Here is a 21,961-nt window from a genome sequence, read left to right on the forward strand (position 1 = left end):
ATTTACTCATCACCATACCAGCGTTTTAAAATATCTGCGCTGCGCTTCATTTGCTCTTGCCATGTACCTGTGCCTACTACTGTTGGCTTAATTAGTATAACTAACTCTTTTTTCTTCTCAGTATCCTGTTTGGATTTAAACAAGTTTCCAAGTACAGGAATGCTTCCTAAAAATGGTACTTTCGACTCTCCATTTGACGACATCGTCTGCATTAAGCCGCCAATTACAACAATTTCGCCACTCTTGGCACGGATCACTGTATCTGACTCGCGAATATTGCTTTGCGCCAATGGTAATATGTACTGCTCTTCGTTTAACGTTACAACTTTTTGCTGTTCGTCAATTTCTGTTACAGAAGGGTGAACATGTAAAATAACTTCGCCTTGATCGCTAATTTGTGGCGTGACGTCTAACGCAATACCAGAGAAAAACGGCTCTAAGTTAATTTCAGGTGTGGTTGATGTTGCCGTACCTGTCACAGTTGTTGTAGATACGTCTGTTACAAAGTATTCATCTTTACCCGCTTTTAATACCGCTTTTTGGTTATTTGTCGCCGTTACCCTTGGTGACGATAGAACTTGCACATTACCCTGGGTTTTTAATAAGTTAACTACGCCAGAAAAGTCTGTGTTAGAAAAACTTAAACTGGTTAAGCCCCCAAGTGCCGCACTTAATTCATTACCGAAGCTGCCACCGGTGGTATTAAAGGTGAAGTTAGTGCCACCATTATTTGCCATGACATTTTGCCAATTTATGCCTTGCTGGTAATCATCGTCCAAGGCTACTTCAACTATTTTTGCTTCTAGTATTACCTGGCGAGTTAAGCTTTGTTCTGAACGTTTCACAAAGTCTTTAACTGCTTGAATATCTGAGGTTAAACCGCGAACTGTAATTAATCCAGACTGAGGACTTACCACCACATTTGCTACCGAGTCATCCGTCGAACGCATGATCATTTTTAGAGTATCTTCTAACTCTTTCCAAAAGTCGCTTTCAGAACTGGTTTGGATATTTGAGCCATTTCCTTGCCCCATACCCATAGTATTACCGAAACCATTTTGACCATTTTGCTGATTGCCAAAGCCACTATTTTGTTGGTTACCAAACCCGCTGTTACCTTGACTGCCGTTTTGACCGTTTTGACCATTTTGCTGAACAATACCACCAGAGTTGATATTGGTGGATGTCATCCCAAAACGCTTAAGCATTAGGTAGTTAATTGCGATAGTTTCTGTTTTTATTGTTGCTGGATAAACCTGAATTACCTTGCCACGAAACTGAATGTCTAATGGATACAGGCTGGAAAGAACCTCAACAACCTCTTGAATTGTAACGTCTTTTAAATCAAGACTAATATTACCTTGAGCGCCAGGGTGGAAAGCAACACTGTACGGAGAGTCCGCCACCAAGCCTTGTAAGAACGGCTTAACCGGTACTCCGTTCGCCGCCACGTTGAACCTATCTTCGATTGCTCCCACATCAATAGGAGATGTCGTTGGCATCATTAAATCAGCGCTAACTGAGTCTGGAATCGCGAGTTCTTTTTGTTTAGCGACGGCTTGAGATTGCTCATTAAATACTTGATGAACTTCGTCTGATTTACGCGGTGAATCATTTAGGCTACAACCCGCTAAAACACTTGTTGCCAGGCATGAAATTAATAAAGGTTTGATTTTATTCATTTTACTTTTCATATACATATAATCTTTTTTGAGAGCCTGACTTCAGCAGAACAATATTATTATTATTTATTTGGCTAATTTTAAAACCATTAACAACATCACCAACGCGATGAAGTTGGCCAGATAAAATTGCCATTTTCGCGCCTTTTTTATTTACTATGCCTTGGAGCGATAAGGCTTCATTCGACATAGCTTGCACGGTGTTATTGTCTGCTACATTTAAATTGATTTTTGGTAATGTGGGGTCGTGAATCTTATCCGCCGAAACAGAAATTGACCCTAACGCTAAAAATAGCGCCCCTAATTTCGATAGAGCTTTATAATCGAATAACATTTTTGCTATCACTTATCGTTACTAAGGTTAATTTTAGTTGAGCTTTTGGATGTTCATTGACTTCATAACGTAAATCGTCAACGGCAAACTGCTTATTTCTAGCGACAACTGTTTTAACAAAATTCATTAAAGGAAAGTATTCACCATCCACAACTAGCTCAAATTTATGGCTGTACAATACAGGTAGCTCAATGGTGTCTTCACCTTCGACAAAATCCGCTTTAATAAGCTCAGGAGACATCGCTGACAATCCAGTTACTCGGATTTGTCTTTCAGTTTCAAGTAGGCGAGTTAACTCTTTTACCATTTTTTCCGGCGCGACATAGTCATCCATTACATGACTAAGGTCAGATTCAACCTTGGCTAGCTCTGTGTTTAATTGCTTAATCTGTTGTTTTAATTCTGCATTTGGGTCTTGAGTTAAGGCTTGCTTAATATTGGTAATTTGAGTGCTAATTGCATCAACCTGTTTGCTAATTTGCTGCTTCGATTTATAAAGCGCATTTTGACTGTCTAAAGCAGGCTTCACCGCAATAAAAAATAAACCATATGTTACTAAAAAGATTATAGCTAGCGCGACTATCACCTTCTCACGTTGTGTCAATGCGATAAACTTATCGTTCCATGCTTGCCATTGGCTCATAGTCCAACCTCCTGGGCATTATCACCAACGGTAGTAGCTGCATTAAACTCTAGTACTTCAGTATTAATAGCGTTTATTTTCAAAAGGCTAAACTCTCTACCGGTAAAGCTATTTGTTGCTTGAAGATAAGACATCCACTGAGTAACCGCTTTAGACTCTAAAGCGTAACCGTGAAAAGTGACGTTGTTTTTATTAAAACGAAAGTCTTTTAACCAAAGGTTATGATCGTGGTGTTGCGTCAGTTCTTCCATCACAACAGAATAGTCAATTGCATCGGCAGATGACTGCGCTGAAACTAATTTATACAGCGCCTTCTTGGCAGCTAACTCTCGCTCTAATCCATTTTTTGCATTTGTAAAACGCGTTGTATCATTGTGCTTAATCAATGCGGCTTGAAAATTTACTAACTGCTCTTCTTCTGAACTTAGTTCATTCTGCAGTGCCTGTTTTTGTTTTGCTAATTGATTATTAGATAATGAGATTTGAGCAACCCAAAACACCATTATTAAAAGAAAAATACCTGACACAATCGCAATGTTAGTCAAAGTTAAATAATAAACTTTTGGCCTTAAATCTTCGGTGTAAAAGTTAATATTAGTTTTCATTTTTGGCCTCCACCGCATTTTTAAGTGGCTGAGAATACAAAGCCGCACCTACAGCGGCAATATAACTTGAGTCCAAATCCGATTGCCCATCAAGATTATCTAATGGTATGAGTTTCGTTTTTACGGGTAAAACCTGATTAAGCGCATCAACTAATAAATCAGCATTGTTGCCTTCCATTGCAAGGAATGCATTTTTAATTGGCGGTTGTTTTAGCTGGCTTTCAAAATAGTCTATCGAACGCTGAATCTCTATTGCAATCATATCGCTACCACCCATTTGTAGTTGCTCTGGGGTCATATCGATTGTGGCCGCCGTATTTCGAATTTTTCTAGCAAAACAAATCTGCTGATTTTTCACAATAAGTAAAATGGCATCGGATTTGTGATGTTGTATAAAAATTAATTGCGCCGCATCTTGCGTTGTTTGTAATTTAGCAAGCGCAAATTGTTCTGTCGTTAATGCATGAATTGGTGCGCCAGCATCATGGAATGGCTTTATAACTCGTTCTAAATAGGTTCTAGATACCGCTAAAACCTGCGTTTTTGGCTGTTGTCCAGTTGGTTGTAATGGCATGTCAATATAGTCACAAACCATATCTTGTGGTGCTATGTTAATAAGCTCTTTAATTTTCCAAGGTAGTGTTGCTGTTACTTCTCTATCTGGAAGTTCCGAAGTATCTAATTGAGTGCTTTCAACTTTATTCGCTGGAAGAATAATTGTAGTTTCTGCAGAAACGAGTTGGTGTTTGTTAATTAGCGTCTCTAATGCTGTGATAGCTTGTTCATCGTTTGTTGTTGAGACTATATCGAAACCAACACACTGCAAAGAGCCGTTTACGCTCTCAACTTTAACCAATTGCACCTTATCGGGTAATATAGAAATGCCCGCACTAGAGTTCGTTTTTTTCTTTTGAAATATATTTAAAATTGAAGTTGGCAAAGTTAAACTCATTATTATTTTTGATACTCCCTGCTGATCGACTAATGTATCCTGATACACCTCAACAATTCAACTGCAAAACCCTATGAATATTGCTTTTTTTGACAAATATGTGCGAACCCAAATAGATTTGGTTGATTATAGGCTTAACACTGGTAAAAAAGTTCAGTTCTGGGTTAAGCGGGACGATCTCATAGATTCCACAATTTCCGGTAACAAATGGCGTAAGTTAAAGTTTAATATAAAATTTGCCGCCGACAACAAAAAGTCTGGCATTGCTACCTTTGGAGGCGCGTTCTCAAATCACATAGCTGCTACCTCCAGTGCCGGAGCTCGAGCTGGAATTAAGACGGTAGGCTTTATAAGAACTCATGAAATAGATAAAAATAACCCGACGTTAAACCTTGCTGCAAAGAATGGTATGGAACTAATAGCCGTAAGTCGCGAGCAATATAGAGCGCGACATACACCTGAATTTCTGACATCTCTAAAGTCACAGTATCCTAACTATCATTTCGTTCCCGAAGGGGGAACAAATGGCCTCAGCGATTTAGGAGTAAATGAACTTGCGACTGAGTGTTTAACAGAGGTCAATTATGATGTTATTGCTGTGCCATTAGGTTCGGGCGGCACTTTAAAAGGGCTCGCTAAAGCACAAGACAATAGAGCACTAAACAGTAATGCACCAAATAGTAAAAAGTTAATTGGCATAGCGTGTGTTAACGACCAAAGAGTCTTTGAGGAAGTTCAACCATATTTGAATAAATCGTCTTGCATTCACCGTGGAGCCTTATTTGGCGGTTACGCTAAGTTTAACACTGAATTAATCGATTTCTGTCTCGACTTTCATGCTCAAACTGGAATAGCGATTGAGCCTATTTATTCTGGAAAAATGTTCTATGCGTTATGCCACCAGCGCGACGAACTTGGTTTGACTGATAGTGATAATGTTTTAGCTATTCATACCGGCGGATTGCAAGGAATATGTGGCTTGATATACGCTAAAAAGCTATGTGCAGAAGCCTGGGCGCCGGTTCTAAACTCAATGCCTTTGGAAACAATCGACGCCTAAACGCTTCAGCTTATTAATTTGACTCTCGGATTCAATACCAGTAGCAATAACTTTTTGTTTTTGAGTATTAGCCACTCCAACCAAACTCTTTATAAACAACTGATTTTCTTGCTTATTTTGAAGCAGCCCGGAGATACTTGGATGCAACTTTAAACTATCAACGCTAAGCAGATTTAAGTAGCTCAAATCTACAACATATAAGCCCACTTGGCTTACCATAACATGACCATTATAACGCTTAACAATTTTAAGCAGCTGCCTGATTTTTTTCACATTATTAGTAAGCTCAAATTCTGAAATTTCTATTATGACTCTTGGCATCAGCGTTGAGTTTTGTTTTAGAAATCGAACTAACCACAAATTAAAATCACGATCTAAAAGACTATCTATATGTAGGCGCACTGAAATAGGTGTTGCTTCTAATTGCGCTAATTCTTCTATTGTTAACTCTAAGGCCAGTTTATCGATTTCGGCTATCATCCCACTTTTACGGGCCATTGGCATAAATATAGAAGCCGCTATTAAATTTTGCTGTTCATCGATCATTTTGAGCGTAGCGTCAAATTGTTCAACTTTACCAGTAAAAGTATTAACTGGCTTTAAGTCGAGTAGAAAGTGTTTGTTTTTTAATGCCTTTTCTAATGATATTCGCCAGCGCACCGAGCCTTTAACCTCAGACTCTGGTAAATAATTCGACTCGTACATAAACCAGCTCGAAGGGCCTTGTAATTGAGCGGCTCGAAGTGCTAAATCGGTTTCTGCCAAAATATGAAAAGACGTCTCGGTTTGGTCAAACATTTTTACACCTATGTAACATGACGTGGTTTGATCTAAACCAAATGGCAAGGCAAATCTCTGACTTTTTTCGATTAACTCAGACGCAACTTTTTCAACGACTTTTGCATCTGCAAAAGGGATTAAAATCGCAAATTCACTATAAGTAAGTCGTGCAACGATAGACTGCTGTGTATCATCTAAATAAGGTATTAATAAACTGGCGTAATTTTTCACGTAGTAGGCAGTTGCCTTCTTTCCCTGAAGGTTTCTTAATTTATCAAGTGTTGCAAAGTTTATAAAAAACACAGCGCCTCTTACTTCGCCTTCTTCTTGCAATAACGCCTCAAGTCGATTGTCAAAATAACGCCTATTACCTAATCCGGTAATTTGATCCAAAAACGCCTGACTGCGGATTAGATGATCAATTTCTTGGCCGCTTTTTTTAGCTTCTATTCTTTGATCATTTAGTTTTCGAATGGTGTTAACTAAATGATATTTTTCACTTGAAATAAAAAATTTAAAATTATCATCTTTAGCCTGCCGGCTTGCCCACATTTCTAGTTGAATCAAAACCTTCCAGTGCTTAAACAGGCGCCGCTGGGTAAACATAATGCTTAAAATACAGATTAGTCCGTATAAGAAGTTATAACCGAGGAATGTCTTTAGATGAATGCGCCAGAAGGATCTAAACTGGACCTCCAGATTATAATTTTCACCTATTATCAATAAGCTAGTGCTATTAATTTTCGAGTCCGTGCTCGCAGCAAAAGCTTCGCTTTTATCTTTTACCAATGAGCTAATTATAAAATCACTCTGATTCGTCAATGTTGCGAGTTGATTTTGAAGTGTCGTTTTATTATTTGGGCTAGATAAAACGCTATTTGATATTTGGGTGGACGCTGAAAGCAGGGCTAGATGTTGTTTGATGTTACTTTGATAGACAGAACACAAAGCGATGAACAATACGCTATTAGTAAAAATGAACAGCGACAAAATGATATAACCAGCAGAACTCATTAGGCCGCGGTAAAGCACTTTGGTTAACTGCATATTTTTTATACTTATTGTTATTCCGTTAAGCCAATGTACTGGTTGTTTTAAAGACAATCAACCTTCGTACCGATTATGGTGCTCTGACCAGACAGTTTGCGTTAAAGTCCTAATTTATAATTCAGATTATTATTTACAATAAAGAACTTAAATAAAAGTTTTAAAAATGACGGTATTTTTAAAATAAAAGTATAAAAAATAAAAACCCAGTTTTTACACCGGGTTTGGCTCTCAACTTTAATAAAACTAAAAAAGCCGCTAAATAGCGGCTTTCAATAATATTTTTCAACATTCTACATTTTGTCTTTGGTTAGAACGGAATATCGTCATCGAAGTCCATACTAGGTGCCGGTGCTTGTGTTGGCGCCTGGCGAGGTTGGTTTTGTTGCATACCCTGGTTTTGCTGACCATAGTTGCCTTGCTGCTGTTGAGCTTGATATGGCTGATTAGCAGGTGCTGAAGTTTGTTGCGCTGGTGCTTGTTGTTGCCCCATGCCTTGGTTCATATTCTGATTCATACCTTGATTCGGCTGCGCGAAACCACCCGGTGTTGCGGCTGGTTTTTGAAAACCTGCACTTGGTGCAGAGCCAGCATTGTCACTACGTCCACCTAACATTTGCATTTGACCACCAAAGTCTACAACAACTTCTGTTGTATACTTTTCTTGGCCACTCGCTTGATCTTGCCACTTACGAGTTTGCAATTTGCCTTCAAAATATACTTGTGAACCTTTACGTAAGTATTCACCAGCAACTTCAGCTAATTTACCGAAAACAACAACTCTATGCCATTCAGTTTTTTCTTGCATCTGGCCAGTGTTTTTATCTTTCCAAGATTCATTAGTTGCTAGGCTGATATTAGCTACCGCGTTGCCATTTGGCATATATCTAACTTCTGGATCTGTACCAAGTGTACCTATCAAAATAACTTTATTGACTCCGCGAGCCATAACAATTCTCCTGCAAACTAATTAAAATTGGTTATTAGCTGATTCACACTCACTTCATCGTAAGACTGCTTATCAACTTTTAAATAAATTCGGTTTTCATCTTCCACCAGCGTTGCTTCAATAACGCCTGCACACTGACAAATATTTTCTATAAGGGACTCTAAATCAATTTTATTGTCAGAATCAAATGGAATAGACACTCTTTTTGAGCTAATTGGTAATACCATACCTGATGCGAAAACAAACCATAATACCGCAAGCGCTGCATTACTCGCAAACAAATAAGCAAAGCCAAATGTCTCGGCTACGTAACCACCTGTTATACCGCCTAAAAAAGCGCCCATAAACTGGCTACTTGAATACACTCCCATTGCCGTACCTTTTTGCCCGGCAGGAGAAATCCTAGAAACGTGCGCGGGTAAGCTCGCTTCCAAAAAGTTAAAGCCTATAAAAAAGATAAAAAGCATTGCAATGATATTTGCAAAATCTGTGTTTAACGCAAGAGCAAATGATGATGCTACTAATAAGCCAATTGCAAACAGAAAGAATGGTTTTTCTTGCGACTTTTTAGCTGCAACAATAATCATCGGCACCATAAAGACAAACGACAGTAGTAATATGGGTAAGTAAGCCATCCAATGGTCTGACACTACAAATCCGCTTTTTGAAAACAACACTGGGATTGCAATAAACATTGAGGTCATCATTAGATGCAGTACTAACACACCAAAGTCTAATCTTAATAATTGGCGGTTACACATCATGCTAAAAATTTGACCTGAGCTCGCTGTTATTTCGCCTGACCGCGCTTTAGTTACAGAGCTTGGAACCAAAGTCAAAACAACAATAATTCCAACAATTGCTAATATTGCAGTAAGGTAAAAAACACCCGATAAGCCAAATGATTCAGCAACCATAGGCCCAAGCACTAACGCCACCGAAAAGCTTAATCCTATACACATACCAATCACAGCCATCACTTTTGGTCGCTGTTCCTCGCGAGTGACGTCTGCGGCTAATGCAAGTACAGCACTGGCTATCGCGCCCATACCTTGGATTGCTCGACCTATCGTTACTGTTACGATATCTTCTGCTAAACCAGCTATCACACTACCGATTGCAAAAATTACCAATCCTAAAACAATGATTCGACGACGGCCGTATTTGTCTGACAACCAGCCCATTGGGATTTGAAATGCGGCTTGCGTCAAGCCATAAGCACCAATAGCTAAACCAATCCATAAAGGTGAAACACCATCAAGAGATTGGCCATAAATAGCCATAATTGGCATCAACATAAACAACCCTAGCATACGGATTGCGAAGACTGACGCTAGCGAGACTGCTGTGCGTTTCTCAAGATTATTTAGTTTATCTGAATGCATAGTTTGATGAGTGAACAGTGCTTTATGTAATGAAATTAGTTAGCCGGTTAGTATACTGTGAAAACAGCTTTTATTAAATGACTAACGTAACTGTTCTAGCAACACTTTAGCTTCATTTAACCAAACATGAGACTTTGCATTTTTTATTGCAAACTCAAGCTCATTTTTAGCTTCAGTTTTACGGTTTAACTTTATTAGCACATTCGCAAGATGAAAGCGTACCGTTGGATTTGACGAGTCCATAGCGAATGCTGTTCGCAATGTTTGTAGCGCTTCATCATTTCGATTTAACTTAAAATATATCCAACCTAATGTATCTGCTATTGCAGAGTTGGCATCGTTTATCTTGTAAGCCTTTATTGCGTACTCATAGGCTAAATCTAGATTGTCATCTAAATAAATATTGGCTAAGTTATTCAACAAGTATGGGTCTTGCTGGTATGTATCATGGTTTAGCAAACTTAGATATATAGGCAGTGCTGATGTGAAGTCCCCTAAATTTGTATAGTGATCGGCCAGTAACTTTTTACGCCAGAGCTCTTCATCAAATTGTTCAACAAGTGCTTTTAACTTTGTCGTCAAGCGTTCGCTGTTTATGCCTTCTTTTGCTAATTGATATAAATTCATTAACGCCATGTTAAATTGATTATCAGCTTCAAAGGCTCGCCAGTAGTAGTCAAATGCATTAGTTTTATTTTTTAATATCAACTCAATGTCGCCTAATAGCAATAGTATATTTGGCTCATTTTTATGTGATTTATTTAACGCTATCGCTTTTTGTTTTGCGCTATCAATATCCCCGCGAGCCATACTGAGCCTAATGACTTCCAGCTTCACACGAAGATTATTTGGCAATAACTTTGTTAACCGACTTAACGTTGTACTTGCTCCTTCAATATCGTCGATACCTCTTTGTGACACCGCAATATCAAACAGTAGTCGACCGTTATTTTCAGCTAGCCCGTAAAGAATACCAAGTTGTTGTTTTGCTTCGGTAAAACGATTGAGCTTTTTAAGTGTTTGAACATATTTAAATAGGTATTCAACGTTATACAAATTTGTGTTGGTAAGATCTTTAATGATGCGATTAGCTTGTGCAAAATCACCTGACTGAAAATAAATATCATACAGCAGCTCTTTACTTCGCTGACCGGTAACCCCAAGAGTAATGGTCTCCAATAAAGGAATCGCTTTATCAAACTGTTTATTTAGCGCATACGTTTCGCTCAGCATATATTTAACATCGTTATTCTCTGGTCTTAATTTAAACAACTCAATTAATATGCTTTGCGCCTGGTTAATTTTATTTTGCATTTTCAATGCAGTTGCTAAATTAAATCTAGCCTCAAAAAAATCACTTTTTTGCTCGATGATTTGTTCTGCAATCGCTTGAGCCTTTTCCGCTTCATTCTGTTTTATTAATACCGCGACTTTAAAATTTAGTAATTCAAGGTTATTTGGCTGGGCTTTTAATAGTTGCTCTGCAACTGATGACGCATTGGGTATATCGCCACTCTGCAGGTACATTAAGCCTTTGGCCAAAGCTAATCTGGATGTATTGGTGTCGCTCTTGCTTTCAATACTTTCGATTAAACGCTTTGCTTCCATAGAGCGACCAGCTTTGTTTAATAAGTTAACTTGACGTAGAAGAATATCAATTTCATTGGGATATTCACTTTGCAGCTTAGATAGGAGTCTTTCTGCATCAAAGCGTTTTCCATTTTTGTTGTAAAGATCAACTAGTCGAATCGCTAAGTCTTTATTCTTAATAACGCTTGATTCATAACGCTCTAATAGCAATTCAGCTTCTTGCTCTTTTCCTAATTTTATATATACGTCAGATAACATGGCGATTGCATTTGTATCACCAGCACGAACAGCTAAGTAACGAGTAAGATCTTTAGAAGCCTGTTCAAGATTACCTTGTAAATAAGCTGATAATGCACCGACAAATATTAAAGAAGGGTCTTCATTAAAAACATCCTCCGGAATTAGAGATGTTGCATTTGATAATGCTTCTAACATCTGAGCTGACTCCGCATCTTTTTTATCAATTGATAGAAGCCAGCTAGATAACAACATCATATGAGGATCATTGGGCGTCATTTTCAATATATTATCTATTAGGTTTTTCGCATCCTGTAATCTATCGGCTTTGATGTAAGCTCTAACCAGTGAACGCAGTACAACAGGATCTTCTTCAACATCTAACAAGGCATTTTCAAAAGACTGTATTGCTGCGTCAATGTCGCCTTTTTCTATTTGCACTGTACCGAGTAAATGTAAGCTTCTATGATCATATGGCGCCATCTCTAGTGACTTATTCACTAACATTTCTGCTTCGACAACCTCTCCTTCAGCTAATAGAAATGCCGCATAACTATTAAAGGCTCTAATATCGACTTTACCGTGTCGAACCGCCTTTTTATAAGTTTGTTTAGTTAACTCTGTTAAATCTAAGTTTTGATAAGCTATAGCTTTATTAAGTAATAATTCATATTCGCTCTGCAAGTTCAGGTTATAACCATCGGAAAAACTTAAAACTTTTTTATATTGCTTGGCGAAATTTAGAGCACTTGCGTAGTCGGCAACTATTAAGTTGATATCTGCTTTGTAAACCAAAGCTTCTTCAAATTCAGTAATAGCCTCATCAAAATAACCTTTGTGTAGGTATATCTTCCCCATCAATATTTTTGCAGGTAAGTTTCTTGGTTGTTGTTCTAAAGCGTTTTTTAGATAAATGAAACTAGCTTCATAATTACTCTCGTTAAATGCTTGTACAGCTTGTTCATAATAATTATTTGCAGAAAATGAGGTATTACTAAAGCCAAGAGAAAGGATGACAACGACAGGTAATAACAAGCGTTTAAGCATTTTTATGCCTCTGTAAAAGATAAATATAGAATTTGGAAAAATAAGATTATTAAAAACAAAAAAGATGGCAAACGCCACCTTTTTTATATCATTTAGAAGTGTAAATCCTAAGCGTGAAACTGAAACTTTTTGTTAGATTTTTGCTGTCTTAGAAGTAACAATAGACCTAAAGCAAACATCGCAACAGTTGATGGTTCAGGCACTTCAGTAACGTTTGTTGGTGCAGTTCTTGAAGCAACAATACCGCGAAGTTTAAACGCATCATAGTTGCCGCTCACTACTTCCTGAAACAAACCAACAATCCAATGCTTAGAAGTAGTACCGGCTGTATTACCGATTGAGTAGTAAACAACGTTTCTACTACTAGCCACAGAGCCTGTAGTATTAATAGCGCTAGTCATCGAGTTATCTAAAAACCCACGTTGCCATGCTACATTACGATTTTCATCTTCAATTTTGTTCACTGCGCGAGTAGACAATGTACGCGTTCCGATATTTAGTTCATCATTACCGGCACCATAAGTTGACTCCCAGCCAACCCAAAAACCTTCTAATGCAACTTCTTCTGCAAACGACAGCAATACAAACTCTTGATTTTCACCTTGGTTAACATTGCGATTATCGAGTGCATGTTCATTGTTTGAAGAACTTTCATTTTGATTAACAACGCCAATGCCGTTAGTTCCCCATGAATATACGTCGGCACTTACTGCTGTTAGTCTATCAGTGCGATTTGGGTTTTCTACCATGGACCAGCCACTAACAGTTACCGCTTCTCTTTCAGAGGCTACCCAGCCACGACCAGCAAGATGCTGATAACTCATTGCATCAAACGAGCTGTAGTCATTACTAACTGAGTTATTTTCACCAGCAACCGTATTAACAAAATTAGATCGGTTTCCGAAGTCCCATCCTAATGTTGTTGTATCAGCTTGTGCGCTTAATGCCGTACCTAATACTAAAATAATTGATAATATTCTTAACATACCACTTCCTTCAAACCCGATAAGGTATCGAGTGATTAAAATAATTCTATTCCTAGTTAATGCTAAAGCAATCATCAGACCACTTCGCAAATCGTTGTTATTATTGGAGAAATTTTATTGTTAACAATGAAATGTAAAAAAACATGACAACGAAACGGTATTTTAACTGGTTGGTCCATTTTTGACCACATTTAATTTTATCAAAAGTGATCTTCTGTACCCGTTTATTCATACAGTGTTTTATTTACGCCTTGGGCGGTTTAGTGTCATACTGTCTGATCTAATGAATTGGTAAGAAGTGAATATGGATAAAATTGAAGTTCGTGGTGCCCGCACCCACAATTTGAAAAATATAGATATTGAAATTCCTCGCGATAAATTAATCGTAATCACCGGCCTCTCAGGTTCGGGAAAATCCTCACTTGCATTTGATACCTTATATGCCGAAGGCCAGCGCCGATATGTTGAGTCCTTATCAGCATACGCACGCCAATTTCTTTCGTTAATGGAAAAGCCAGACGTAGATCATATTGAAGGTTTATCGCCAGCAATTTCTATTGAACAAAAATCTACTTCACATAACCCACGTTCAACGGTGGGAACCATCACAGAAATTTATGACTATTTACGCCTTTTATATGCTCGAGTGGGAACACCAACTTGCCCTACACACGGCGAGCCGTTGGAAGCTCAAACAGTATCGCAAATGGTTGATCGTATCTTAGATTTACCTGAAGGCTCTAAAATAATGGTTCTTGCGCCAGTCGTGAGAGACCGTAAAGGTGAGCATGTAAAAACATTAGAGAATTTATCTGCACAAGGTTTTATCAGAGCTAGAATCGATGGCGAAGTATGTGATTTATCAGATCCTCCTGAATTAGAGTTACACAAAAAACACACCATAGAGGTTGTTGTTGATCGCTTGAAGGTCCGTGATGACATTCAACAAAGACTTGCCGAGTCCATTGAAACTTCATTAGAGTTAAGTGGTGGTATTGTTAACATTGCTTTTATGGACGGAGATGCTCCACCATTAACCTTCAGTGCTAATTTTGCGTGTCCAGTTTGTGGATATTCAATGCAAGAATTAGAGCCTCGATTATTTTCATTTAATAACCCCGCCGGCGCTTGCACAAGCTGTGACGGCTTAGGTGTTAAACAGTATTTTGATTCAGATAAAGTCATTATTAATGACGAGCTAAGTTTAACAGGTGGCGCTATCAGAGGCTGGGATAAGCGTAATTTCTATTATTTCCAAATGTTAAAGTCACTGGCTCAACATTATAAAATTGATTTAAGCCTGCCTTTTAATGACTTACCATCTGAGCATCGCGAAGTCATATTAAATGGTAGTGGTACACAAAGTATTGAATTTAAGTACATGAATGACCGAGGCGACGTCGTTGTTCGCAATCATCCGTTTGAAGGTATATTGCCGAATATGGAGCGTCGATATAAAGAAACGGAATCAAATACGGTACGAGAAGAGTTAACTAAATATATTAGTACACAGCCATGCCCAAGTTGCAGCGGCAGTCGTTTACGAGAAGAAGCGCGCCATGTATTTGTTACAAATACTAATTTGCCGACTATAACTGATATGTCAATTGGCGACGCCAGCCAGTTTTTTGAAAACTTAAATCTAAGCGGCCAAAAAGCACAAATTGCAGAAAAGATTTTAAAAGAGATTCGAGAACGTTTAGGTTTCTTGGTTAATGTCGGATTGACCTATTTATCTTTATCACGAAGTGCCGAAACACTATCTGGTGGTGAAGCGCAAAGAATTAGACTAGCAAGCCAAATTGGTGCTGGTTTAGTAGGCGTAATGTATGTTCTGGATGAGCCATCAATAGGACTACATCAACGCGACAACGACAGATTGTTACAAACATTGGTGCACCTGAGAGATCTCGGCAATACAGTGATTGTGGTTGAACATGATGAAGACGCGATTAGAGCCGCTGATTATGTCATTGATATCGGTCCTGGAGCAGGTGTTCATGGTGGTCAGATAATCGCCAAAGGCACTCCTGAAGAGGTAAAAAGCAACCCTAATTCAATAACCGGACAATTTTTATCAGGTGCAAGAAAAATACAGGTTCCACAAAATCGAGTGCCTGTTAACAAAGATAAATGGTTATCGTTAAAAGGCGCCACAGGGAACAATCTAAAAGATGTTTCCATAGATATCCCAATTGGCTTGATGACATGTGTTACCGGCGTATCAGGCTCGGGTAAATCTACACTAATTAATGGTACTTTATTTCCTATTGCTCACTGTGCATTAAATAAAGCGACGTTGTCTGAGCCTGCACCGTATAAAGAAATTACCGGCCTGGAGCAGTTAGATAAAGTTATTGATATTGACCAAAGCCCAATTGGTAGAACACCTAGGTCTAATCCAGCAACCTACACCGGAATATTTACTAATATTCGAGATCTATTCGCTGGCACACAGGAAGCGAGGGCTCGAGGGTATAAAGCCGGTCGCTTTAGTTTCAATGTAAAAGGTGGTCGCTGTGAAGCCTGCCAAGGTGATGGCCTTATAAAAGTCGAAATGCACTTTTTACCGGACGTTTATGTACCGTGTGATGTGTGTGGTAGTAAGAGATATAACAGGGAAACGCTTGAAGTCACGTACAAAGGTAAAAATATAAACCAAGTACTTGAGATGACGGTAGAAGATGCAAGAGAGTTTTTCGATGCTATTCCTGCAATATCAAGAAAATTACAAACGTTAATGGATGTTGGCCTTAGTTATATTCGGTTAGGCCAGTCGGCAACTACCTTATCCGGTGGTGAAGCGCAACGTGTTAAACTTGCTAAGGAGTTGTCGAAGCGGGATACAGGACAAACGCTGTATATATTGGATGAGCCTACCACAGGCCTTCACTTCCATGATATTGAGCAGCTATTAACTGTTATCCATCGTCTTCGAGACCATGGTAATACTATTGTTATTATTGAACATAACTTAGATGTTGTAAAAACGGCTGATTACATTATTGATTTGGGACCGGAAGGTGGTTCTGGTGGCGGAACTATTGTCGCTGCAGGAACACCGGAAGACATATGCGATGTCGAAGGATCTTTCACCGCAAAATATCTTAAACCGTTACTAAATTAAATCGTTACAATTACTTTTGTTGGCTGTCGAAATTTTGAAGGAATTCTTCAAGATCGGCAGCTGGCATTGGTTTAGCATGATAATAACCTTGTGCCTCATCACACCCTAACTGCTTTATAAAGTCCTGTTGGTAGGCTGTTTCAATGCCCTCCGCAATAACCTCTAAGCCTAGCTTTTGGCCCAAGTTGATAATTGTCTCTGCTAGAATACCGTCACCACCAAAGCCAATATCTTTGATAAACTCTCGATCTACTTTTAGTCGATTGATAGGCAGTTTGTGCAAATAACTCAGTGACGAAAAGCCAGTTCCAAAATCATCTATCGCGATTGTATAACCTAATTGACGTAGGCGCTCTAAGGCAGTTACAACTAGTGTTGTATCGTCCATTACCACACTTTCAGTGATTTCTAACTCAAGGTTTTCAGGCTTAACATTATGTTTTTCTGTAAGCGCTAAAACCGTGTCAACAAAAGCACTATTTTTAAACTGAGGCATAGATACATTTACAGCAATTCGGATGTCTTTATAACCCAAGTTTGTAAGTTTTAAGATCTCTAAACAAGCTTGCTCAATAACCCAACTACCAATATCAACAATAAGTCCTGTATATTCCGCTAGTGGTATGAATGTTAAAGGTGAATAAAAGCCACCATTTTCATTAGGCCATCTTAACAGCGCTTCAGCCCCTATAATCTTGTTCTCTTTTAAATCTATTTGTGGCTGATACCATACTTGCAGTTTTTGTGCATAAAAATCATCAGTGAGTTTACGGATCATATCTAAGCGCCATGCCGTCTCATCTTCCATTTCCGAGGCATAGTAACTTGCTCTATTCTGTTGACCTTTTTTAGCTCGATTTAAAGCTATATTCGCTTGTTTAATAAGTACTAAACCGTTGGCTACATTATTTTCACCTTTAGAAATACCAATTCGGACGTTGACTGGGATTAGGTGCTCGCCGGCCATAAATGGTAAATCGAATACACTTAGGATTTCACTCTCTTCAAGCGAAGCCTTAGTTGATATAACGCCAAATACATCGGCAGCAACTCGATAAATCATCACAGATTCGCTAAATTCTGAACTTAACCGTTCTGCAACTGCGACAAGTAGCAAATTGCCATAATCCTGACCGAGCCCATCATTAATATCTGAGAAGTGCTCTATATCGATTAATGTAACTGACTTTATTTGTTTGTTCGATTTATGTAGAGAATCCAAGTCCTCAATAAACTTGGTTCTGTTTGGCAATTTTGTTAACGAGTCCAGATAGGCAATGTTACTAATCTGCTTTAAAAGCAGAGAATTATCAACATCGGAGGCGATATTAGAGACAAATGATTGAATAAGCTCCGGTCTAATTATATTCGGATAAACATCAAATAGTATCAATATAACGCTACATGACTTTGATGGAATAAATAAAATCAAGTCAGAGCCATGTGTATAAGAGGTTTGGCTTAGTATAGTTTGCTTAATTTTGACAACAATATCGTCAGACAAAACATCCTCAAAGTTTTGTCCTACAAACTGGTGTGTGCGCTCACTGCTATATTCAATTACAAATCGAGAAGGCTCGCCTTTCTTTTTTCCTTGATCAATTAATAATAAACCCGAGCCAGAGGCACTGAATAAATCTAACGAGTTATGAACTAAACATTGAACAAACGACGTAAACGTCGTTTGAGATATCAATGCACTATTCATAATAGTGAGTCGCTGCAGGAAGTCTCGCGCCTCACTGATAATGCAGAGTTGTTGATAAGATCTGATAGCAGAACACAAAGACGTAAACAACTTACTCCGAGTCGTTTCAGTTTTCATTATGTAGTCATTAATTTCGTAATCAGAGATTACTTGCTCTTCAGGTGCAAAGCCAGGCTGTCCAGTGCGTAAAATAATACGCATGTCTAATAACGCCAGCCTATCTCTTATACAACGAACTAACTTTAACCCTGAATCATCATCTTCCATAACAACGTCTAAAATCGTCACTGCGATTTTATCTTGTTCTTTTAAAAGCTCTAACGCTTCCGCTGCGCTGTACGCATGAAAAAACTTGAGCTTTTTACCCGCAATTTTTACACCTGCTAGCGCCATCGTTGTAACTTGATGGATTTCTGGTTCGTCATCAACAATTAAGATATTCCAATGGTCCAAACATTCTTGTTCGTTAATGTTATCGTCAGCGGTAAGCAATTGTCCCGAAAAAAGAAAATCATCTTGGCTTTTAGTTTTTTGAGTTGGCATCGGCCAGCAACATCCTCGTTAGAAATAATACTTATAATTCATAAAGTCCAACTTAAGTGTAGAAACAAAACCACTTTTTGTACAAAAACTTAATATTAAAATATTGCTATTTCTTTGACTTTTGTTGATGTTTTAAAGATTATGAATAACTCGGTGATTAAGAATAAAAAATTAAATGACTAACTCTGTAGATTCACGAACAAAATACTTAAACCTCGTTAAGCAATTAACGGGTATAGATTTTGAAATCGCTACAGGACATGAAGAAGAGAACAAAGTAATCAATCGTCTCAAGAATGATGAAGTTGTTTTACTTCGAGACCCCGATTTAAGTATATCGCAGCGCATCAACAAACGAGATCAAATTACCGAAGCTAGGCAACAGTATAACTTAGAGCAAATATTTAGTTTGGCCTTAGATTATGTAAAGGGTGATGTCCTCATTGATAGGTTAGATTTGGATTGGGTAATGAAGTTTACTGATATGGCAAAGCGTTGCTATACACCATCAATGCACGAACTTTGGGCAAAAATTTTGTCTGTTGAGTTAGTTCAACAAGGTTCCTTTTCTTACCGAAGTTTAAAAACACTTGCGGAACTTGGAACTAAAGAGGCAAAAATATTTTATAAAGCCGTTAGGCTTATGTGTCGATTTAATGATGAGCATTCAGGCAGAATATTAACCGGCCTTTACAAAAAACCGACGCTGATAAGCCTATTTTCTAACACAGGTAAAATTAGCTTAAATTTAAATCAATTCGGATTATCGTATACGCACTTAATTTCATTGGCTGAATTAGGACTTATACATCAGCAAGAAATTGAATCGGCTGCTTACAACGCCAATGACACACTTTCTATAGCGCAAAACAAACAAAGTTTTGATGTGACCATAAAACAGAAAGATGTGGTGTTTACGTACTATAAGTTAACCCAATCTGGTTACGAACTTAGTCGCTTAGTGAATGCTCCTGATGATAGTGAATTCTTACAATACCTTTTAAAAGACTTTACCGACTTGTTCGACAGCAATCATCAAGTTGCCACAAAAGCATAGCTCAATTAACGCTTAAAAGCGGACTCTCATTCCTGCAAAGGTCGCGTCTAATTCTTGATGAAAAATCACACCATCACCTGCGGTAAAGTCTATATTTTCATTTCTAAAGCCTACTCTCAAATCCACATCTGGAATAAGATTATTGTCAAACGTATATCCGATACCACTCTGATACAGGTGGTTATTGTCACCTTTGTTAAACTCCGCAAAAACGAAAAAGCCAAGTAACGGAACACCACTTTCTAAGTTTACATGCAACATAGGCACAATTTTATCGGAGTCGACCATTGACTGCTGAGTGTCTCCAATTTTGCTCGTATTAATCTCCAACTTTTGGTAACGCGCCAAAAGTCCCATGTCTATTTTTAACAGTCTAAAATCTAGCATTGGATAGGAAAGTAACACGTCATGTATCTGAGTTTTATTTTCTGAGGATAACTGACTTGCAACACTAAACACTTCTCCGCCTAGAACATAAGTTTGCGCAAGCGTATTATTCGCTGTTTGATCTGTCGATGACATCGCATATCGAATATTTGGTATCAGTGGTAGCTTATGGCTAAGGGACAACTCCAATTGACGTGCTGTCGCACCGTCATCTTTAAATTCAAGTAGATTATCACTGGCGACTCCATAAGTTGAGGGAGCATCATTCTTCCATTGATCAATTCCAAGTGAAAAACTGAAAATATCTTTTGCGTAAAGAGGTGACGCAATGATTAACAAAGAGACCAACGCGATAACTTTCAAAACTGACACAAACATAGTAGCTTAACCCTGCGTTAATAATGTTTTAAGGTCGATAATTGCAGCATTTGCTCTTGAAATATAATTAGCCATTACAAGAGAGTGATTTGCTAACACTCCAAATCCACTGCCATTTAATATCATTGGGCTCCAAATAGCTTGTTGTGTCGCTTCTAGCTCTCGGATAATTTGTTTCAAACTTGTTTGCGCATTTTTTTTCTGTAATGTGCTAGCAAAGTCGATTTCAACCGCTTTCAAAAAGTGCAATAGTGCCCAGCTTGCACCCTTAGCTTCATAAAACACATCATCTATTTTCCACCAACTCGTTTGTACCATTTGGCTCTTGGCAGTTTGTGTGGATTGTATCGCAGCAGTGTCACCTGCTAAATCTATGTTAATGCGATCTTGGCCAACGCTCGCGCTTAATCTTTGACTTAAACTTCCTAGGCGTTTTTCTACTTCATTTAACCAGTCTTTTAAATTATCAGCACGTGCATAAAATTGTGCAGAACCTTGCTGCTCATCGCTTAATGAATCACGGTACTTTTCTAGAGCTTCTACAGCCATACGATAAGAAGACTCCGAGCTTGGTAGAGCCCACGAGTTATGGTCAATACTGAACTGTGGTTGCGCGACTTTTAGATACGGATTTTCTACCGATTGAGATTGAGAGCGACTGAAATCTCGACGCAACGCCAATGCTAAATCCCTGCTCATTTCTAACGCACCAAATTCAAATGCAGGAATATTATCTAGAAATACAGAAGGCGGTGCGATGTCATTTGATAAGTAGCCACCCGGTTTATCGAGAAGTACTTTTGTTACTTCAATTAAAGTATGTGTTGTTGTAAAGCCTGTAACCGGTGTTGTGTTTAATTGCTTTGCTTTTGAAAGGGCGCGCTCTTCTACAGAAAATACATCCGGCATGAAACTCCAGTATTGTGCCAGTAAAATAGACAGAACGACAATAGCTCCAAGGCCTGCTGCTAACCACTTTTGCATTTTTTTGACCTTCTTTTAGTGATGGTGATGTTTTACTTTTATTGACTCAACATTAAACGGGATAATGAATTTGTCACCACTTCTTGTTTCAAAGGTAACATCTACAAGATTATTACCTTTAAGACCTGGCTCAACGTCTAAAAACATTAAGTGTAGTCCACCAGACTGAAAAACTACTGTTTCACCTACTGGTATTTTTACTTCTTGCTGTTGATACATTCGCATAACCCCATTTGTCATTTCATGATTATGGAATTCTAATACCCTTGATGCATTACTCTGAGCATTAACAAGTACTACGTCAGATTCACCATTATTGGTTAATTTCAAATATCCTACGGTATTTTTCATACCTGGTATTGGTGCACGAACTGAGGCATCCGTCGCTGAAATCGATAAGTCAGCTATTGCATTTGTGCTAGCCAATAATAAACCTAATAAAAGTACAATTATTTTCATTTCATACACCTAACAAAGTTA

The 21,961-nt window shown here is 38.3% G+C and carries 17 protein-coding genes; 3 read left to right on the forward strand and 14 right to left on the reverse strand.

Annotation, left to right across the window (positions count from 1 at the left end; all coding sequences use genetic code 11):
- Window positions 1-2 precede the first annotated feature (2 nt).
- From mshL to ACZ1GV_RS12035, 5 genes are read right to left on the reverse strand one after another with little or no spacing between them, the layout of a single operon-like run.
- On the reverse strand, window positions 3-1,682 hold the full coding sequence (gene mshL / locus ACZ1GV_RS12015) for a pilus (MSHA type) biogenesis protein MshL (protein ID WP_472674369.1): 1,680 nt from the start codon (window positions 1,680-1,682) through the stop codon (window positions 3-5).
- Window position 1,683: 1 nt separating this feature from the next.
- On the reverse strand, window positions 1,684-2,016 hold the full coding sequence (locus tag ACZ1GV_RS12020; RefSeq protein WP_472674370.1) for a hypothetical protein: 333 nt from the start codon (window positions 2,014-2,016) through the stop codon (window positions 1,684-1,686).
- Window positions 2,000-2,659: a type II secretion system protein GspM gene (gene gspM / locus ACZ1GV_RS12025; RefSeq protein ID WP_472674371.1), complete on the reverse strand. Its 660-nt coding sequence runs from the start codon at window positions 2,657-2,659 to the stop codon at window positions 2,000-2,002. The genes ACZ1GV_RS12020 and gspM overlap by 17 nt, the downstream gene beginning before the upstream one ends.
- A complete protein-coding gene (locus tag ACZ1GV_RS12030; RefSeq protein ID WP_472674372.1) occupies window positions 2,656-3,264 on the reverse strand; it encodes a PilN domain-containing protein in 609 nt (202 codons plus the stop codon). Before ACZ1GV_RS12030 ends, gspM begins: the two co-directional genes overlap by 4 nt.
- A complete protein-coding gene (locus ACZ1GV_RS12035) occupies window positions 3,254-4,216 on the reverse strand; it encodes a hypothetical protein (RefSeq protein WP_472674373.1) in 963 nt (320 codons plus the stop codon). The genes ACZ1GV_RS12030 and ACZ1GV_RS12035 overlap by 11 nt, the downstream gene beginning before the upstream one ends.
- Window positions 4,217-4,289: 73 nt before the next feature.
- Here ACZ1GV_RS12035 and ACZ1GV_RS12040 point away from each other — a divergent pair, with 73 nt between their 5' ends.
- Complete coding sequence (locus tag ACZ1GV_RS12040) at window positions 4,290-5,276, forward strand: 1-aminocyclopropane-1-carboxylate deaminase/D-cysteine desulfhydrase (RefSeq protein WP_472674374.1); 987 nt, start codon at window positions 4,290-4,292, stop codon at window positions 5,274-5,276.
- On the opposite strand, the gene ACZ1GV_RS12045 is transcribed toward ACZ1GV_RS12040, so the two are convergent.
- From ACZ1GV_RS12045 to ACZ1GV_RS12065, 5 genes are all read right to left on the reverse strand, one after another.
- The gene (locus ACZ1GV_RS12045) at window positions 5,247-6,623 is read right to left on the reverse strand and encodes an EAL domain-containing protein (protein WP_472674375.1); all 1,377 of its coding nucleotides are present in this window, start codon (window positions 6,621-6,623) and stop codon (window positions 5,247-5,249) included. The genes ACZ1GV_RS12040 and ACZ1GV_RS12045 overlap by 30 nt on opposite strands.
- Window positions 6,624-7,413: 790 nt before the next feature.
- The gene (gene ssb, locus ACZ1GV_RS12050; RefSeq protein ID WP_472674376.1) at window positions 7,414-8,052 is read right to left on the reverse strand and encodes a single-stranded DNA-binding protein; all 639 of its coding nucleotides are present in this window, start codon (window positions 8,050-8,052) and stop codon (window positions 7,414-7,416) included.
- 17 nt (window positions 8,053-8,069) lie between these two features.
- Entirely contained in the window at window positions 8,070-9,437 is a 1,368-nt protein-coding gene (locus tag ACZ1GV_RS12055; RefSeq protein ID WP_472674377.1) for an MFS transporter, read from the reverse strand.
- 81 nt (window positions 9,438-9,518) lie between these two features.
- Window positions 9,519-12,311 carry an XrtA/PEP-CTERM system TPR-repeat protein PrsT gene (gene prsT, locus ACZ1GV_RS12060; protein ID WP_472674378.1) on the reverse strand — a complete coding sequence of 931 codons (2,793 nt, stop codon included), beginning with the start codon at window positions 12,309-12,311 and terminating at the stop codon, window positions 9,519-9,521.
- Window positions 12,312-12,418: 107 nt separating this feature from the next.
- Window positions 12,419-13,297 (reverse strand): PEP-CTERM sorting domain-containing protein, encoded by an 879-nt coding sequence (locus ACZ1GV_RS12065; protein ID WP_472674379.1) that lies wholly within the window; start codon window positions 13,295-13,297, stop codon window positions 12,419-12,421.
- 304 nt (window positions 13,298-13,601) lie between these two features.
- Between ACZ1GV_RS12065 and uvrA the strand changes: the two genes are divergently transcribed.
- Complete coding sequence (uvrA, locus tag ACZ1GV_RS12070; RefSeq protein ID WP_472674380.1) at window positions 13,602-16,424, forward strand: excinuclease ABC subunit UvrA; 2,823 nt, start codon at window positions 13,602-13,604, stop codon at window positions 16,422-16,424.
- Window positions 16,425-16,434: 10 nt separating this feature from the next.
- Here uvrA and ACZ1GV_RS12075 read toward each other — a convergent pair whose 3' ends face one another.
- Window positions 16,435-18,675, reverse strand: a complete 2,241-nt coding sequence (locus ACZ1GV_RS12075) for a bifunctional diguanylate cyclase/phosphodiesterase (protein WP_472674381.1) — start codon at window positions 18,673-18,675, stop codon at window positions 16,435-16,437.
- Between the two features lie 175 nt (window positions 18,676-18,850).
- On the opposite strand from ACZ1GV_RS12075, the gene ACZ1GV_RS12080 reads away from it, so the two are divergent.
- Window positions 18,851-19,732 carry a TIGR03899 family protein gene (locus tag ACZ1GV_RS12080; RefSeq protein ID WP_472674382.1) on the forward strand — a complete coding sequence of 294 codons (882 nt, stop codon included), beginning with the start codon at window positions 18,851-18,853 and terminating at the stop codon, window positions 19,730-19,732.
- Window positions 19,733-19,744: 12 nt separating this feature from the next.
- Here ACZ1GV_RS12080 and ACZ1GV_RS12085 read toward each other — a convergent pair whose 3' ends face one another.
- From ACZ1GV_RS12085 to ACZ1GV_RS12095, 3 genes are read right to left on the reverse strand one after another with little or no spacing between them, the layout of a single operon-like run.
- Window positions 19,745-20,497, reverse strand: coding sequence for a TIGR04219 family outer membrane beta-barrel protein (locus tag ACZ1GV_RS12085; RefSeq protein WP_472674383.1), 753 nt, complete (start codon window positions 20,495-20,497; stop codon window positions 19,745-19,747).
- A gap of 6 nt (window positions 20,498-20,503) precedes the next feature.
- Window positions 20,504-21,481, reverse strand: coding sequence for a DUF2333 family protein (locus ACZ1GV_RS12090; RefSeq protein WP_210560974.1), 978 nt, complete (start codon window positions 21,479-21,481; stop codon window positions 20,504-20,506).
- Between the two features lie 15 nt (window positions 21,482-21,496).
- Window positions 21,497-21,940: a copper chaperone PCu(A)C gene (locus tag ACZ1GV_RS12095; RefSeq protein ID WP_472674384.1), complete on the reverse strand. Its 444-nt coding sequence runs from the start codon at window positions 21,938-21,940 to the stop codon at window positions 21,497-21,499.
- Window positions 21,941-21,961: the final 21 nt, after the last annotated feature.

The sequence above is a fragment of the Psychrosphaera sp. HA2-10 genome (assembly GCF_055693745.1).